This is a genomic window from Halomonas sp. HAL1 (assembly GCF_030544485.1).
Classification (GTDB): domain Bacteria; phylum Pseudomonadota; class Gammaproteobacteria; order Pseudomonadales; family Halomonadaceae; genus Vreelandella; species Vreelandella arctica.
Genome location: NZ_CP130610.1, coordinates 2,766,970 through 2,780,428 on the forward strand (window position 1 = coordinate 2,766,970; position 13,459 = coordinate 2,780,428).

Genomic DNA, 13,459 nt, shown 5'->3' on the forward strand with positions numbered 1-13,459 from the left:
TTTTTACCAGTGTGTATAAAAATAACGGGGTTTATTAAACAGAGGATATGAAAAAGCCACCCGAAGGTGGCTCAATGGCGGTTATTCACTGGCGGTGACAGGATTGGTGCCGTCAGCTTTAATCGGGGTCTGTTTCCCTTGGCTGGCGCTTGGCATTTTCCTGCGTTTCCAGGCCACTTTTTAATTCGTGGGTCAATGGGTCGTAGTTAGGGCGCAATTCATCTTTGACCGTTCCACTCCAAAGCTTGGAACCGACAAAGTAACCGGCTCGCCCAATAACATGGGCCGCTACGGGTGCGGTCATCAAAATAAACACAATAATGGCAAACGAACGGGCCACAATGCCTACTTCTGCAAAGTGCATAGCGGCAGCCAGCATAACCAAAATCACGCCTAACGCCGCCGCTTTGGTGGTCGCGTGCATCCGCGTTAGCAAATCAGGCAACCGCAGCAGGCCTACCGAGGCAAGCAGTATAAATAGCGCGCCCGCGATGATGAGCGTGCCTTTTATGAAATCAATCATCCCGAGGGCCTCCCCTTTCCAAAAAGCGTGCAAACGCTATCGCCGCCAAGAACCCCATCAAGGCAATCACAATGGCGGCATCCAGGAAGCTGGCAACATCCGACTTGATCGCATACACCCCAACCAACCCAACAACAGTGGTTGAAAAAAGCTCCAATGCGACCACGCGGTCGGGCAGACTCGGGCCACGAACGACACGAACAAAGGTCAGGATAAGCGCCAGGCTCATGATGACTTGGCTGATCAGAATAACCGTATCCATTAGCGAAACAGCTCCAGGGCCCGGTGCTCCATCTCTTTTAAATTACGCCGCAACTCCTCTTCATTGTCTAAAAACATCGCATGGATATACAACACCTTACGGTCATCAGACACATCCAGGCTAAGCGTTCCCGGCGTTAATGAAATCAGATTGGCCACCATGGTAATTTCCATTTCGGTGCGGGCGGAAAGCGGCATAGCGATAACCCCCGGCTTCATATGCCAAGGTGGCGTCACGATATCGAAAGCGACACGTAAGTTGGCCTGAATGAGTTCTTTTAGAAAAAAGCCGATAAAACCGATCAAGCGCGGCACGCGAGCAGGATAACCTTTCAGGGCATCCAGCTGAGGCTCAATTAGCACCAGAGTGATATAGCCGAAGATTAAGCCGACAAGGAGATTCAGCCCACTGAAATCACCGCTCAACAGTACCCAGGCTAATCCTAACAGCAGGTTCCAAATAGCACCGGTCATGGCAACTCCTCCCCGGCGTCAGCCTTAGGTTCTTCATCGTTGGCGGCAGCTGAATCCAGCAGCACATCTTCGGCACTGGCTGAAGCGCCCAGCACTGCTTCAATATACCCGCGAGGCTCAAGCAACTGATCACCAATGCCGGTCATTACCCACATAATCGGTTCGGCAAACACACCAATCAGTAACGATGACAGAGCCAGCACCATTACTGGCAAATACATCATCCACAGACTTGGCTTTAACAGCCGCCCATCGTCACCGGTCGGCGTGGCCGTTTCGGGTACCAGATTATCTTCCGGTAGCGATTTCCAGAATATTTCATTCCAAATTTTGACCATGGAGTAGAGCGTCATTAGCCCCACCACCAGCGCAATACCAGTGGCCACATAGGCCTCAACTTCCAGACCCGCGCGAACAATCACAAACTTGGCAAAAAAACCTGATAGCGGCGGCACACCGGCCAACGAGAAGGCAGAGATAAAGAAAGCAATGGCTAACCAAGGACGCTCACGATAAAGCCCCCCCATTTTTTTAAGCTGGTACGTGCCCTGCAAACGATGGGTAATACCGCTAATCAAGAACAGATTGGTCTTCACCACCATATTATGCACGATGGCAAACACACCCCCGGCAATCGCCAATGGTGTATAAAGCGCCAAACCTAAGATCATATAGCCAATTTGGCTGACAATATGAAACGACAGAATGCGCCTGAACTCATACTGGGCCGCCGCCCCCAGCACGCCCGTTACCATGGTAAATACTGCGCCCCAGAGCATAATGTCCTGAAGATAGCCCATGGTTTGATCGAATATCAGCGTGAAAACACGGAACATCGCATAAACGCCGACCTTAGTGAGTAGCCCGGCAAATAGCGCTGAAACAGCGACTGGTGGCGTGTGATAAGACGCAGGTAACCAAAAGAACAGCGGGAAGGCCGCCGCCTTGATCCCGAACGCCACCATAAACATGACCGCTAACACTTCGACCATGCCAGTGTGCTCCGCCTCATCCATGCGCAGCGCAATGTCGGCCATGTTGAGCGTTCCCACCATTCCGTAAAGCAGCCCCACCGCCGTTAGGAAGATCACCGACGCTAACAGGTTCAGCGTGACATACTTAATCGCCCCCTCCATCTGGGCGCGTTCGCCACCCAGAATCAGCAGCGCAAACGAGGCCACCAGCATCACTTCAAACCACACATAAAGATTGAAGATATCGCCGGTCAAAAACGCGCCGGTCACCCCGGCAAGCAACAGGTGCATCAAGGGGTAATAGCCGAATTTTTCATGGCCACGGCCAGTGGTTGCTAATGAGTAAATCCCCATTGCCAAGCCGATAATCGCGGTCATCAAAACCATGACGGCACTGAGCAAGTCGGCGATTAAGGTGATCCCAAACGGGGCTGGCCAGCTGCCCATCTGCATCGTTACGTAGCCATCTGACAACGTCGATACAAACAGCCACAGGCTGACTATCAGCAGCGCGACATTGCCAGCCACCGCCATGAATCGCTGCATGGGTCGCGAGCGCCAAAACAGCAACGAGATAGCCCCTGACAACAAGGGCAGGAGGACGGGAAGAGCAACTTCAGGCCTCACGTATCAGTATCCTTCATCTTATCGAGATCATCGGCCTTAACGACTTCATAGGCACGTCGAATCAATACCACTGCAAACGCCAGTACCCCGAAGGCAATCACGATCGCTGTTAGCACAACCGCTTGGGGCAAAGGGTCAGCTACGCCGCTAGGCGGCTGCATCATACCTTCCGCAATCAGCGGCGGGGCACCACGGGTCATGCCCGCCGTGGTGAAAATCAGCAAATTGGCAGCGTTGGAAAGCAGCATCAAACCAATCACCAGTTTGACGATAGAGCGACGCAGCATCATAAAAATGGCCGTCGCATACAGCAGACCAATTGCCACTGCCATCAATGGTTCCATGCGGTGCCTCCTGTGAATTCAGGGTTCATCCTTATCCACCTCCATCAGCGTCATGACCATGCCCGTCACGGAGCCCAGCACGGCAAAGTAAACGCCGATATCAAAAATCAGCGGCGTGGAGGCTTTAAAATCAATCACCGGAATAGTCCACCACTGGGCAGTCAAAAAAGGCTGACCCATAAACCAAGCGGGCACCACCGAGATCATCCCCAGCAGCAGGCCGATGCCTATCAGGTCACGGGGATCAACCATCCGCAGCACTTCTTTGGTCGCGCTCACCCCAAAGGCAAATAGGTAAAGCGTAAAGGCCCCAGCGGCTACCAAACCGGCAATAAAACCACCGCCCGGCTCATCGTGCCCCCTGAGCAGCAGAAAAACAGAAAACAGCAATTGCAGCGGCATCAACAGCCGTGCCGCCGTATTGAGAATAATCGTGCCTGACTTAACCATCGTAAGGCTCCTTGGTGGTCACTTTACTGCTCTCCCCGCTCTTGCCATTGCTGTTCTCTCCATGACGCAGCTTAAGCATGGCAATTACACCAATCGCTGCGAGTGCCAGCACGAACATCTCACCCAGGGTGTCCAGAGCGCGATAATCAACCAAAATAACGTTGACGATATTGCGGCCGTAAGCCAGCGGAGCACTGTTCTCAATCATGTACGTCGAAATCGGTTCAAACTGCTGAATACTCCACGCAGTCATAATCAATAAGCAGATCAAAATGCCCATCATCGCGGCTACCACACCATCTCTTATGCGCTCTAGACTGGTGGAAAGATTTGAAAACCTCGGCAGCCGAAACAGCACCAGCACCAATAAAATCACCGTTAAAGTTTCCACCAGTAACTGAGTAATCGCTAAGTCCGGCGCGCTGAAAAGAATAAAAATTAACGCAATAGAGAAACCCATTACCCCAACCGACACGACGGCCCCAAGGCGCGAGCGAGTCGTTGTGGCAAATAGAGCGCCCATTGCCATCGTGCCCGCCACTACCACCTCGTGGAAACGGACATCAAGATCAAAAGCGAATATTGGCGAATGGCGTAACAAGATTGAATTCCCAATCAGCGCAATAAGCGTGATCAACATCACCAGAATGTAGTTACGCATATAGCCGTTTTGCAGCAGCCGTGTTTGCCACTCAGAGAACTGCACAATGCCGTTCATCATGCTTTCATAGCCCGCTTCGGGACCATGGCGCATGATCGGAGCCAGTAATGAAAGCTTGGCTCGCACACTATCCCAACGCTTAAACAGCAAAAAGCCAACGCCCAGGCTGATGATCGACATTATCAACGCCACATTGATGCCGTACCAAAGTGACAGTGTCACCTCCATCGTTTCTCCAGAAACAGAAGTGGCAGCTGACGTTAATAAGGCATTAGCGCCTAGCAAGGCTGGCATTAAGCCCAACAGTAGCGACCCTACTGCCAGTAACGCAGGGCCCACTAACATGCTTAGCGGCGCTTCATGAGGCTCAAGGGGGGTATGGTGACGCTTACCATAAAAGGGCCGTAACGCAATGATAAAGGCCACCGCGATGGTCAAAATGGAAGCGACAAAAGCGAATAATACCAACAGCATACGGAAGCTACCGGCGCCTAGCACAGACTCAAGCATTAGCTCCTTACCGATAAAGCCAAACAGCGGCGGAACCCCTGCAAGTGAAAGCGCCGCTACCAATGCGATCATCGCCGTTACTGGCATTAACGAGCGCAGCCCGCCCATCTGCGTCACGTCTTTGGTACCGGTTTCATGATCAAGAATACCGGCGACCATAAACAGCGCGCCCTTGTACAGGGAGTGCGCTAGCAGAAAAGTGACAAAAGCGGTCATCGCATATTCAGTGCCAATACCCAACAACATTGTCAGCGTACCCAACGCCATGATGGTCGAGTAAGCGAGCAGCTTTTTGATATTCGTATGGTGAATCGCTAGGAACGCGCCGGTCAGCATTGTCGTCGCCCCAACAACGGACAAAATACCGACCCACATCGCCGTTCCACCAAGCTCTGGGTGTAAGCGAGCCAGTAGATAAATGCCCGCTTTCACCATCGTGGCGGAGTGAAGGTAGGCAGAGACCGGCGTAGGTGCGGCCATGGCGTTGGGCAGCCAGAAGTGGAACGGAAACTGAGCCGATTTGGTAAACGCCCCAAGCAGCAAACAGATCAGCATGGGTGTGTAGAGTGCATGCTCACGCAAGTCGGCTTCCTGGCTAAGGATCTCCGCCAGCGACCAGCTATCGCTCGCAATCCCCAACAATACCAGGCCCACCATTAATGCTAAGCCACCGGCCACCGTGACGAACAGGCCCTGACGGGCAGACTTACGTGCTTCAATATCGGCGTGATTAAAACCGATCAGTAAATAGGAGGTAATACTGGTCAGTTCCCAGAAAATAAACAGTGTAAATAGCCCGTCCGCTAACACCAGCCCTAGCATTGAGACCATAAAGGCGACGAGTGCAATATGAAAACGTGCGATATCGGGATGATCTTTTAAGTAACCACCGGCATACACCAGCACGCAGGCGCCCATGACGGTGATCAATAGCCCAAATAGAAGTGACAAACCATCCAGCAGGAAAGTAAGGCTGATACCCAGGGAAGGCACCCACTGCCACTCCAACAGCAAGCTGCCGTTCTCAATGATTTCAGGGGCTTGTAGTAACAGCCAGGCCGCTAACCCTGCTGGGAAAAGCGCCAGTACAAGACTGGTGCGATGCCCAAACCAACGATGCAGTAGCGGTGACGACGCGGCCAGCAAAAACCCCATTAAAACGGCAAGTTGCATCTGGCGAAATCTCCTGAAAAATGAAAGGCTCACCTTGGAGGTTGAGGCGAATACCCAGGCATCATGCCCTGTCACTGGCATGCCAGCGTTGAAGTAGTGTGATTCTAAAGTTGTACACCTTATAACAGGTGGTTTTGACTGACCAGTCAAACGCTTAAACGCAAACAGCCGCTGGCGAAAAAAAACTCGTCTGCGGCTGTTGTCAAGAAATGACTATAGCAAATAAGGTGTTACACGTTAGGCAATAGACAACCAACCCGCTAATTCATTATTGATTACTCTTAGTAGCGCTTCGATATGGTCGTCGCGATCATTCAGGCAAGGAATGTAGCTAAACGTCTCTCCGCCCGCTTCCATAAAGCTATCGCGAATCTCCTCTTCGATCTCTTCCAGGGTTTCGACACAATCTGACGAGAAAGCCGGCGACATAATCGCAATATGTTTATGCCCCTGCTTGGCAAGCTCCGCTACATGCTTGACGGTTTGCGGGCCAACCCACTTTTCAGGGCCAAACTGTGACTGGAAGGCGGTATCGACCTCCTCTTTGCTGAAACCAAGCTTCTCACGCAGCAAACGAGTGGTTTTCTGGCACTGGCAGTGGTAAGGGTCTCCCTCCATCAAGTAACGCTCGGGCACCCCATGGTAGCTCGCGACAAGCTTGGTGGGCCGGGTCGCAAAACCGTCATAGGCTTCTTGTACCGAGTTAGCCAACGCCTGAACATAGGCAGGATGGTCGAAATACGCGGGCACTGTGCGAATGTATGGCTGCCACTTCATTTTCATCAACGTACGAAATGCTTCGTCGTTAGCCGTTGCCGTTGTAGGAGAACCGTACTGAGGGTAGAGGGGGAAAAAGACGATTTTTTCACAGCCCTTCTCTTTCATTCGGGTCAACACGCTTTTAGTAGAAGGGTTGCCATAGCGCATGCAAAAATCGACTTCGACATCGTCACCATAGAGTGCTTTCAGCCGCGCCGTCATTTTTTCGGTTTGAGCCCGGGTAGTGGTTAGCAGCGGGCTTTCGTTTTTTTCGTTATTCCAAATACTGCGGTACGCCTTACCCGACGAAAAAGGACGCTTAGTCAAAATAATCAACTGCAGCAGTGGCTGCCATTTCCAACCGGCATAGTCGACCACGCGCTTATCGGACAGGAACTCACTCAAGTAGCGACGCATTGACCAGTAGTCGGTGGCATCCGGTGTTCCCAAGTTCGCGAGCACAACACCGACCTTGGCACGCGGCACCGACGGGTGATCACTAGGTGCATGGGCCAACCGACCCTCGCCCGGTTGATCCTTGACGACATTTTCGGTCATTACACTTGCTCCTGGAAAATAACGGTGTCACTGATCACTAATACAATTTATGAATACCAGAGGGCTAAATCCTATCACTTTTCGGCAAAGCGGCGGCATAAAGTTATACTATTGACATCATTTGTATAACTACAGGCCAACTCATGTCTAAGCCTCTGCTTCTAGTACTCGGCGACCAGCTCTCTTTTTCACTCACAACGCTGCAAGAAGCCCCCACCAATGCGGTCGTTGCTCTGTGCGAAGTCGCTGAAGAAGCACGCTATGTGCCTCATCATATTCACAAAATCGCCCTTTTTTTGGCCGCCATGCGTCACTTTGCCCAGGCACTGCGTGATAAGGGTTTCCAAGTCCATTACAGCGCCCTGGATGATGCCGATAATTGCCACTCCCTCATTGAGGAAGCCGAGCGTATAGCCGCACAGTATGGCTGCGACGAGATACGCGTTGCGCGGCCTGGAGAGTGGCGGCTGTGGAAGACGATGCACCAGCGTGAAGACGCCACGATTCCCTGGCGGCTTCTTGAAGATGAGCGTTTTTTTACGACGCCCAGCGATTTTAGCCAGTGGGCAAGTGGCCGCAAACAGTTAAGACTTGAGTATTTTTACCGTGAACAGCGCAAGCGGACCGGATTCCTGATGGAGGGCGATGAGCCTGCTGGCGGCAAGTGGAATTTTGATCACGATAATCGCCAGCCCATCAAGTCAGCGCTTGAGTTTCCTGAGCTGCCACAACACCGCCAAGACAAGCTTACCCAAGACGCTCTGGCCGATGCGGAACGCCACTTTAGTGATCATATGGGCACACTGACGAACTTTAACCTTCCGGTGACCCGTAAGCAGGCATTAGTGGATCTTAAGCACTTTATGCAGCATGGATTGGCTCAGTTTGGCCGCTATCAGGATGCCATCAGCGATTCCGCACCCTATTTGTATCACTCGCGACTCTCTGCCGCGATGAACATCGGCCTACTGTCTCCTCATGAGGTTTGCGAAGCCGCAGAGCAGTGTTATTACACCGGTGAAGCCCCGATTAATGCGGTTGAAGGATTTATCCGTCAAATTCTTGGCTGGCGCGAATACGTGCGCGGGCTCTACTGGACACAGATGCCCAGCTACAAAAGCGCCAACCCACTAGGCTTTAAGCGCGAACTACCAGCCTTTTATTGGGACGCAGACACCGATATGCGGTGCCTAAATCGCGCCGTTCAAATGACCATCGACAATAGCTACGCCCATCATATTCAACGGCTAATGGTCACTGGCAACTTTGCCCTCCTCTGTGGCGTCAAACCGGAAGCTCTGTGCGATTGGTACTTAGCGGTTTATGCCGATGCCAGCGAGTGGGTGGAACTGCCTAATACCTTGGGCATGGTACTCCATGCCGATGGTGGCTTAATGGGCTCCAAGCCCTACTGTGCCTCGGGTAAATATATCGACAAAATGTCAGATCACTGCCAGCACTGCCGCTACTCGCCAAAACAGGTCATCGGCCCCAACGCCTGCCCTTTCAATAGCCTTTACTGGCATTTCCTTGAAGCCAATGCGGAGCGATTAAATAAAAACCCACGCATGAAGCTAATCTACGGCTCCCTGAGGCGCATGACCGATGAGAAGCGTGAAGCTATTCGCCAGCAGGCTGAAAACTTTTTATCACAACTGGAGACATCACCAGGCTACGGGCAATCCTGCCACACGGCAGGCTATGCAATATCCACAACCGAACGCCAATAAGGAATAACAATGAGCCGCTACTCACCACTGAAGGCATCGCTCCCTGTTACGCTGTTTCATGACGGCCACTGCCCTTTTTGTCAGCAAGAAGTGGCATGGCTTAAAAAGCATCGTCACCAGGAACGCATCGCACTGGTAGATATCCAGGCCAGTGACTTTAACGCTCAGGCGTACGGGCAGGAATTTAATGCGATGATGGGCCAACTTCATCTACAAGATAGCCAAGGAGAGTGGTATATCGGGATGGATGCCAGCCGTGCCCTCTATGCAGTGTTGGGCTACCGGCGGCTGGTGAAGATTTCATGCTTACCGGGTGTACGCGGCGTGATGAATGCCGGTTACCGTTATTTTGCCCGTCGTCGAATACGAATCGGGCGGTGGTGGGAAAAGCGTAAAGCTAAGAGTTAACGATTTATACGTGAAGCGTTTGGGTTAGCGCGTAAACTTAAAATACTAACGGCATACGCGATGTAAGCGGCTCGCTGTAATGAGCGTCACGACCAATTACTTCATCGTGAGGCACGTGCTGTACTAAGTAAGCGCGGTGAATGCCAGCCCGTTTGAGTTCCATATAGGCATCATCCAGCGAGCGAAATAGCATTGGCTTAGAACGCTGCATCAGCATATGGCGCTCGCCTTCAACATCTTCCAGCTCAACCTGATAAAAACGGCTACCCGAATGGGTAATCACGCGAATTTCAAAGTTGTCGTGGCTGGCGACAAACTGCTTAAGATCCTTCAGTTCCATGGTTCCCTCCTGTTATTTGTCTATGTCATCAAGTATGCCATCAGATATGGCATCAGGGCACAGCATGACTGCACCCTATGACGTTCCTGTTGCCCTGTTGTTGCAGTGTTGTGACATCCATTAAAAGATAGACTCACAATAGTGGGTTATTCAACAACTGATTTCTTAACCACTAATTTTCAACTACATTCGAGGGCAATAGCGCAAGAGAGTTCCTGACCGAAGCGTCAAGAAGTCGTTATTTTACTGGTATTCAGAAGGGTCGATGGCTTTGCCAAGTGAATTACGGTCAATCCAGTTGCCGCCTTTGGTCTCTTTGTAGCGAAACACGACCTTATCCCCCACCTTAACGGGCAGCTCTCCATCTTCGGTTTGATAGCTATACTTTTCCCCCTCCACGACCAAATGGTAGCGATAAAGGTCTGGCATACCTAACCATTCTTTGAAAGGCCCTTCACGCTCCAGTGCTTCAAGCTCACCGCGACCTTCTAGCTTAGGAAGACGCTGCCGATTACCGCGCCGAAATCCACCTGCCATTTGCTACTCCCGTTTATTTGCATATCATGGGTGGGGCATTATACGAGCTCGCTCCCCATCCTCAAGTGACTCATCACAAAGCTGGCTTTGAAACCGGTCTTCCCAAACCAGCCTGTAAAAACCTAGTCGCCGAATGCTTGACCGTAGCTATCCGGGGCCAAATCCTCGAAGCGGGTATATTTACCGATAAACGCCATGTGAACGGTGCCGATCGGGCCGTTACGCTGCTTACCAATAATTAACTCCGCGATACCTTGGTTATCGGGGTTATCTGGATTATAGACTTCATCGCGATAAACGAAGGCAATGACGTCCGCGTCCTGCTCAATGGCGCCCGACTCACGCAAATCCGACATGACTGGCCGTTTATTCGGACGCTGCTCCAACGAGCGGTTCAACTGGGAAAGTGCCACGACTGGACAATTAAACTCTTTCGCCAAGCCCTTCAACGAGCGCGAGATTTCAGAAATTTCACCGGTACGGTTTTCATTGAAGCCGGGGATCTGCATTAACTGAAGGTAATCGATCATCACCAGTGCAATATTGCCATGCTCACGCACCACCCGACGCAACCGTGAGCGCATCTCATTTGGCGATAAGGCCGCGGTATCATCGATAAACAGCTGTTTGTCTTTGAGCAGATTGACGGCGGAGGTTAAGCGCGGCCAATCCTCATCTTCCAACTGCCCGGTACGTACGCGGGTTTGGTCAATCCTACCCAGCGATGAGAGCATCCTCAGCATCAGGGATTCGGCGGGCATCTCCATAGAGAAGACCATGACCGGCTTGTCGCTGGAAATAACCGCATGCTCAACCAGGTTCATCGCGAAGGTGGTTTTACCCATGGAGGGACGACCTGCAATCACCACCATATCCGACGGTTGGAGACCAGTGGTCATCTCATCCAAGTCACGGAAACCGGTGGAAAGCCCGGTCATTTCACCTTTCAGGTTAAACAGCTCATCAATGCGATCAACGGCTTTGGTCAGCAAATCGCTCATACCGATAGGACCGCCGGTTTTAGGACGCTCCTCGGCAATCTGGAACACTAACCGTTCCGCTTCATTGAGCAATTCATCCGCCGGACGCCCTTGAGGGGAAAAAGCGCTATCGGCGATTTGGTTAGCAGCCCGGATCAATTTACGCAGCGTTGCCCGCTCACGCACGATATCGGCGTAGGCGCGAATATTACTGGCAGAGGGCGTGTTACGCGCAAGCTCGGCTAAAAACGCTAACCCACCGACCGTATCCAAGTGATCCCGCGCTTCCAGCGCTTCGGAAAGCGTTACCACGTCCAATGGCTGACCGGATTCAGCCAGATGAATCATCACGTTGAACACTAAACGGTGCTCATAACGGTAGAAATCATCCGCCACCAAGCGCTCTGAGACGTTATCCCAGGCTTGGTTATCCAGCATTAGCCCGCCTAATACCGACTGCTCCGCCTCCAGAGAGTGCGGCGGCAGTTTTAGCGCTGCCGTTTCTTTATCAGCAGAAGGCTGGTCCTGCATAGCGAGCTCCTTTAAATACTACAGCGTAGCCAATAATGAAGAGGGGTATCTTAGCCGGAGCGAGGACGTTCGACCACCGACATCACAGCCAATCTAGACATTGTCTGAAAAACGCCAAACCGTAATAGACCAGGCGGATTTATGACACTATCCAGCACTACCGTCTTGCAGCACAGGCGTCAGAAATAACAAAAGGCGCGGGTTTCCCCGCGCCTTTTGAGGCGTTCGTGCCAGTACAGTGAGTGACCAAGCACTAAATACTTACTTGGCACTTATCTCGTACTTAAGTAGCACTTACTTAATTACTCTGCAACTACTACTACACGTACAGTCGTATTCACTTCAGCGTGCAAGTGAATAGCAATGTCGTATTCGCCAGTTTGGCGAATCGGCCCTGTCGGCATACGCACTTCGCTCTTGGCAATATCGATGCCAGCAGAGGAAATGGCGTCAGCCAGGTCACGCGGACCAATAGAACCGAACAGCTTGCCTTCGTCGCCTGCTTTGGAAACCAAAGACAGCTCGATGTCGTTTAGCTGCTCAGCGCGCACTTCGGCTTCTGCCTTGCGCTCAGCGGCTTGCGCTTCGAGCTCAGCACGCTGTGCTTCAAACGCTTCGATGTTGTCTTTGGTGGCCGGTACGGCTAAGCCGTAAGGCACCAAGTAGTTACGACCATAACCAGGCTTCACGGTGACTTTGTCACCCAGGCCGCCCAGCTTACCAATGTTGTCGAGCAGAATGACTTCCATCTCGTAAACCTCTTGTCAGTTGCTGCGGGCAAGGCGTGCGCGAACGTTCGCGAATGTATCAATCAGCCCCAACAGCAGCACAATGAGAATCGTGGGCCAGGTCGTGATTAGCAGCACATAAAATGCTACCAGCCACAGCCCGTTCATCCCCTTTATTCCAATAAACCCATGCACTAACGCAACGCCAGCTACCAACAGCGGAATCCAACCAAGCATCGCCAGCGCGTGTGCGCCCAGCAGCATGCCTATCACTCCAATGACGACCAATACGGCCAGCTCTTTGGGTGTTAAGCGTAGTGCATGAAACTCTTCGCGAAAGCCACCTGGGTTATACAACCCAGCTTGCCAACTACGCGCAAGCGCTAAACACACTATTGCTGCCAACAGTACGACGAGCCCAGTCACCCCACCCACCACTAACGCGGCGATGGTTTGGGTATCGTAGCCCTGATTGGCGAATTCCGTGAGCATGCGGTCCACTTCTTCTGAACCTTCCCGCAACTGCTCAAGCATTAACTCTGTGCCGCCTGGTGGGCTGAAGATGCCAAGCTGAACCATGACAGCGGCGACCAACGTCCCCACAATCAACGTTTCACCCCAACGCATCCTCTCGCGCAGGATAACGGCCATCAGCGTTACCAGCAGTATGCTAGCAAGCGGAATGACGTCTCCCTGTGCCCACCACCAGCCAGCCGGCAGTGCTGCAGCGATAATGACTGGCAGCGCAGGTGCAAAACCTTTGCGTAGCGTCATCAACGCGGCGATGGCTGCCCCTAACCAGAACAGCCAAGGCACTAGCGTTGCCAGGGCCGCCCCGCCTGCTGCGTAAGGCGTGCCCCGCATTAGCCATCGGGCTAGTGCCAGCATCAC

Annotated in this window: 15 protein-coding genes; 2 read left to right on the forward strand and 13 right to left on the reverse strand. The window is 52.3% G+C overall.

Annotated features, from left to right (window positions below; translation table 11 throughout):
* Window positions 1-118: 118 nt before the first annotated feature.
* From mnhG to hemH, 8 genes are all read right to left on the reverse strand, one after another.
* Window positions 119-523 carry a monovalent cation/H(+) antiporter subunit G gene (mnhG, locus tag Q3Y66_RS12980; RefSeq protein WP_008958996.1) on the reverse strand — a complete coding sequence of 135 codons (405 nt, stop codon included), beginning with the start codon at window positions 521-523 and terminating at the stop codon, window positions 119-121.
* A complete protein-coding gene (locus Q3Y66_RS12985; RefSeq protein WP_008958995.1) occupies window positions 516-785 on the reverse strand; it encodes a monovalent cation/H+ antiporter complex subunit F in 270 nt (89 codons plus the stop codon). The genes mnhG and Q3Y66_RS12985 overlap by 8 nt, the downstream gene beginning before the upstream one ends.
* Window positions 785-1,258 carry a Na+/H+ antiporter subunit E gene (locus tag Q3Y66_RS12990; protein WP_008958994.1) on the reverse strand — a complete coding sequence of 158 codons (474 nt, stop codon included), beginning with the start codon at window positions 1,256-1,258 and terminating at the stop codon, window positions 785-787. Before Q3Y66_RS12990 ends, Q3Y66_RS12985 begins: the two co-directional genes overlap by 1 nt.
* Window positions 1,255-2,859 carry a Na+/H+ antiporter subunit D gene (locus Q3Y66_RS12995; protein WP_035587182.1) on the reverse strand — a complete coding sequence of 535 codons (1,605 nt, stop codon included), beginning with the start codon at window positions 2,857-2,859 and terminating at the stop codon, window positions 1,255-1,257. The genes Q3Y66_RS12990 and Q3Y66_RS12995 overlap by 4 nt, the downstream gene beginning before the upstream one ends.
* Window positions 2,856-3,203, reverse strand: a complete 348-nt coding sequence (locus tag Q3Y66_RS13000) for a Na+/H+ antiporter subunit C (protein ID WP_008958992.1) — start codon at window positions 3,201-3,203, stop codon at window positions 2,856-2,858. Before Q3Y66_RS13000 ends, Q3Y66_RS12995 begins: the two co-directional genes overlap by 4 nt.
* A gap of 18 nt (window positions 3,204-3,221) precedes the next feature.
* Window positions 3,222-3,653: a Na+/H+ antiporter subunit B gene (locus tag Q3Y66_RS13005; RefSeq protein WP_008958991.1), complete on the reverse strand. Its 432-nt coding sequence runs from the start codon at window positions 3,651-3,653 to the stop codon at window positions 3,222-3,224.
* Window positions 3,646-5,997: a putative monovalent cation/H+ antiporter subunit A gene (locus Q3Y66_RS13010; protein WP_008958990.1), complete on the reverse strand. Its 2,352-nt coding sequence runs from the start codon at window positions 5,995-5,997 to the stop codon at window positions 3,646-3,648. The genes Q3Y66_RS13005 and Q3Y66_RS13010 overlap by 8 nt, the downstream gene beginning before the upstream one ends.
* A gap of 237 nt (window positions 5,998-6,234) precedes the next feature.
* Window positions 6,235-7,314 (reverse strand): ferrochelatase, encoded by a 1,080-nt coding sequence (gene hemH, locus Q3Y66_RS13015; RefSeq protein WP_303319492.1) that lies wholly within the window; start codon window positions 7,312-7,314, stop codon window positions 6,235-6,237.
* A 143-nt stretch (window positions 7,315-7,457) separates the two neighbouring features.
* Between hemH and Q3Y66_RS13020 the strand changes: the two genes are divergently transcribed.
* Both Q3Y66_RS13020 and Q3Y66_RS13025 read left to right on the forward strand, forming a co-directional pair.
* On the forward strand, window positions 7,458-9,044 hold the full coding sequence (locus Q3Y66_RS13020; RefSeq protein ID WP_008958987.1) for a cryptochrome/photolyase family protein: 1,587 nt from the start codon (window positions 7,458-7,460) through the stop codon (window positions 9,042-9,044).
* A gap of 9 nt (window positions 9,045-9,053) precedes the next feature.
* Window positions 9,054-9,452: a thiol-disulfide oxidoreductase DCC family protein gene (locus Q3Y66_RS13025; protein WP_008958986.1), complete on the forward strand. Its 399-nt coding sequence runs from the start codon at window positions 9,054-9,056 to the stop codon at window positions 9,450-9,452.
* 37 nt (window positions 9,453-9,489) lie between these two features.
* Here Q3Y66_RS13025 and Q3Y66_RS13030 read toward each other — a convergent pair whose 3' ends face one another.
* The 5 genes from Q3Y66_RS13030 to Q3Y66_RS13050 all read right to left on the reverse strand — a co-directional run bounded on the left by Q3Y66_RS13030 (window position 9,490) and on the right by Q3Y66_RS13050 (window position 13,456).
* On the reverse strand, window positions 9,490-9,792 hold the full coding sequence (locus Q3Y66_RS13030) for a DUF6482 family protein (protein ID WP_008958985.1): 303 nt from the start codon (window positions 9,790-9,792) through the stop codon (window positions 9,490-9,492).
* Between the two features lie 243 nt (window positions 9,793-10,035).
* Window positions 10,036-10,329, reverse strand: a complete 294-nt coding sequence (locus tag Q3Y66_RS13035; protein WP_008958984.1) for a hypothetical protein — start codon at window positions 10,327-10,329, stop codon at window positions 10,036-10,038.
* Window positions 10,330-10,451: 122 nt separating this feature from the next.
* Window positions 10,452-11,840 (reverse strand): replicative DNA helicase, encoded by a 1,389-nt coding sequence (dnaB, locus tag Q3Y66_RS13040; RefSeq protein ID WP_008958983.1) that lies wholly within the window; start codon window positions 11,838-11,840, stop codon window positions 10,452-10,454.
* 302 nt (window positions 11,841-12,142) lie between these two features.
* Window positions 12,143-12,589, reverse strand: coding sequence for a 50S ribosomal protein L9 (rplI, locus tag Q3Y66_RS13045; protein WP_008958982.1), 447 nt, complete (start codon window positions 12,587-12,589; stop codon window positions 12,143-12,145).
* 15 nt (window positions 12,590-12,604) lie between these two features.
* Entirely contained in the window at window positions 12,605-13,456 is an 852-nt protein-coding gene (locus Q3Y66_RS13050; protein ID WP_008958981.1) for a hypothetical protein, read from the reverse strand.
* Window positions 13,457-13,459 lie beyond the last annotated feature (3 nt).

Coding starts and splice junctions, on each gene's coding strand:
- mnhG (WP_008958996.1), bottom strand. CDS start 523: ATGATTGATTTCATAAAAGGCACGCTCATCATCGCGGGCGCGCTATTT.
- Q3Y66_RS12985 (WP_008958995.1), bottom strand. CDS start 785: ATGGATACGGTTATTCTGATCAGCCAAGTCATCATGAGCCTGGCGCTT.
- Q3Y66_RS12990 (WP_008958994.1), bottom strand. CDS start 1,258: ATGACCGGTGCTATTTGGAACCTGCTGTTAGGATTAGCCTGGGTACTG.
- Q3Y66_RS13000 (WP_008958992.1), bottom strand. CDS start 3,203: ATGGAACCATTGATGGCAGTGGCAATTGGTCTGCTGTATGCGACGGCC.
- Q3Y66_RS13005 (WP_008958991.1), bottom strand. CDS start 3,653: ATGGTTAAGTCAGGCACGATTATTCTCAATACGGCGGCACGGCTGTTG.
- Q3Y66_RS13010 (WP_008958990.1), bottom strand. CDS start 5,997: ATGCAACTTGCCGTTTTAATGGGGTTTTTGCTGGCCGCGTCGTCACCG.
- hemH (WP_303319492.1), bottom strand. CDS start 7,314: ATGACCGAAAATGTCGTCAAGGATCAACCGGGCGAGGGTCGGTTGGCC.
- Q3Y66_RS13020 (WP_008958987.1), top strand. CDS start 7,458: ATGTCTAAGCCTCTGCTTCTAGTACTCGGCGACCAGCTCTCTTTTTCA.
- Q3Y66_RS13025 (WP_008958986.1), top strand. CDS start 9,054: ATGAGCCGCTACTCACCACTGAAGGCATCGCTCCCTGTTACGCTGTTT.
- Q3Y66_RS13030 (WP_008958985.1), bottom strand. CDS start 9,792: ATGGAACTGAAGGATCTTAAGCAGTTTGTCGCCAGCCACGACAACTTT.
- Q3Y66_RS13035 (WP_008958984.1), bottom strand. CDS start 10,329: ATGGCAGGTGGATTTCGGCGCGGTAATCGGCAGCGTCTTCCTAAGCTA.
- dnaB (WP_008958983.1), bottom strand. CDS start 11,840: ATGCAGGACCAGCCTTCTGCTGATAAAGAAACGGCAGCGCTAAAACTG.
- rplI (WP_008958982.1), bottom strand. CDS start 12,589: ATGGAAGTCATTCTGCTCGACAACATTGGTAAGCTGGGCGGCCTGGGT.
- Q3Y66_RS13050 (WP_008958981.1), bottom strand. CDS start 13,456: ATGCTGGCACTAGCCCGATGGCTAATGCGGGGCACGCCTTACGCAGCA.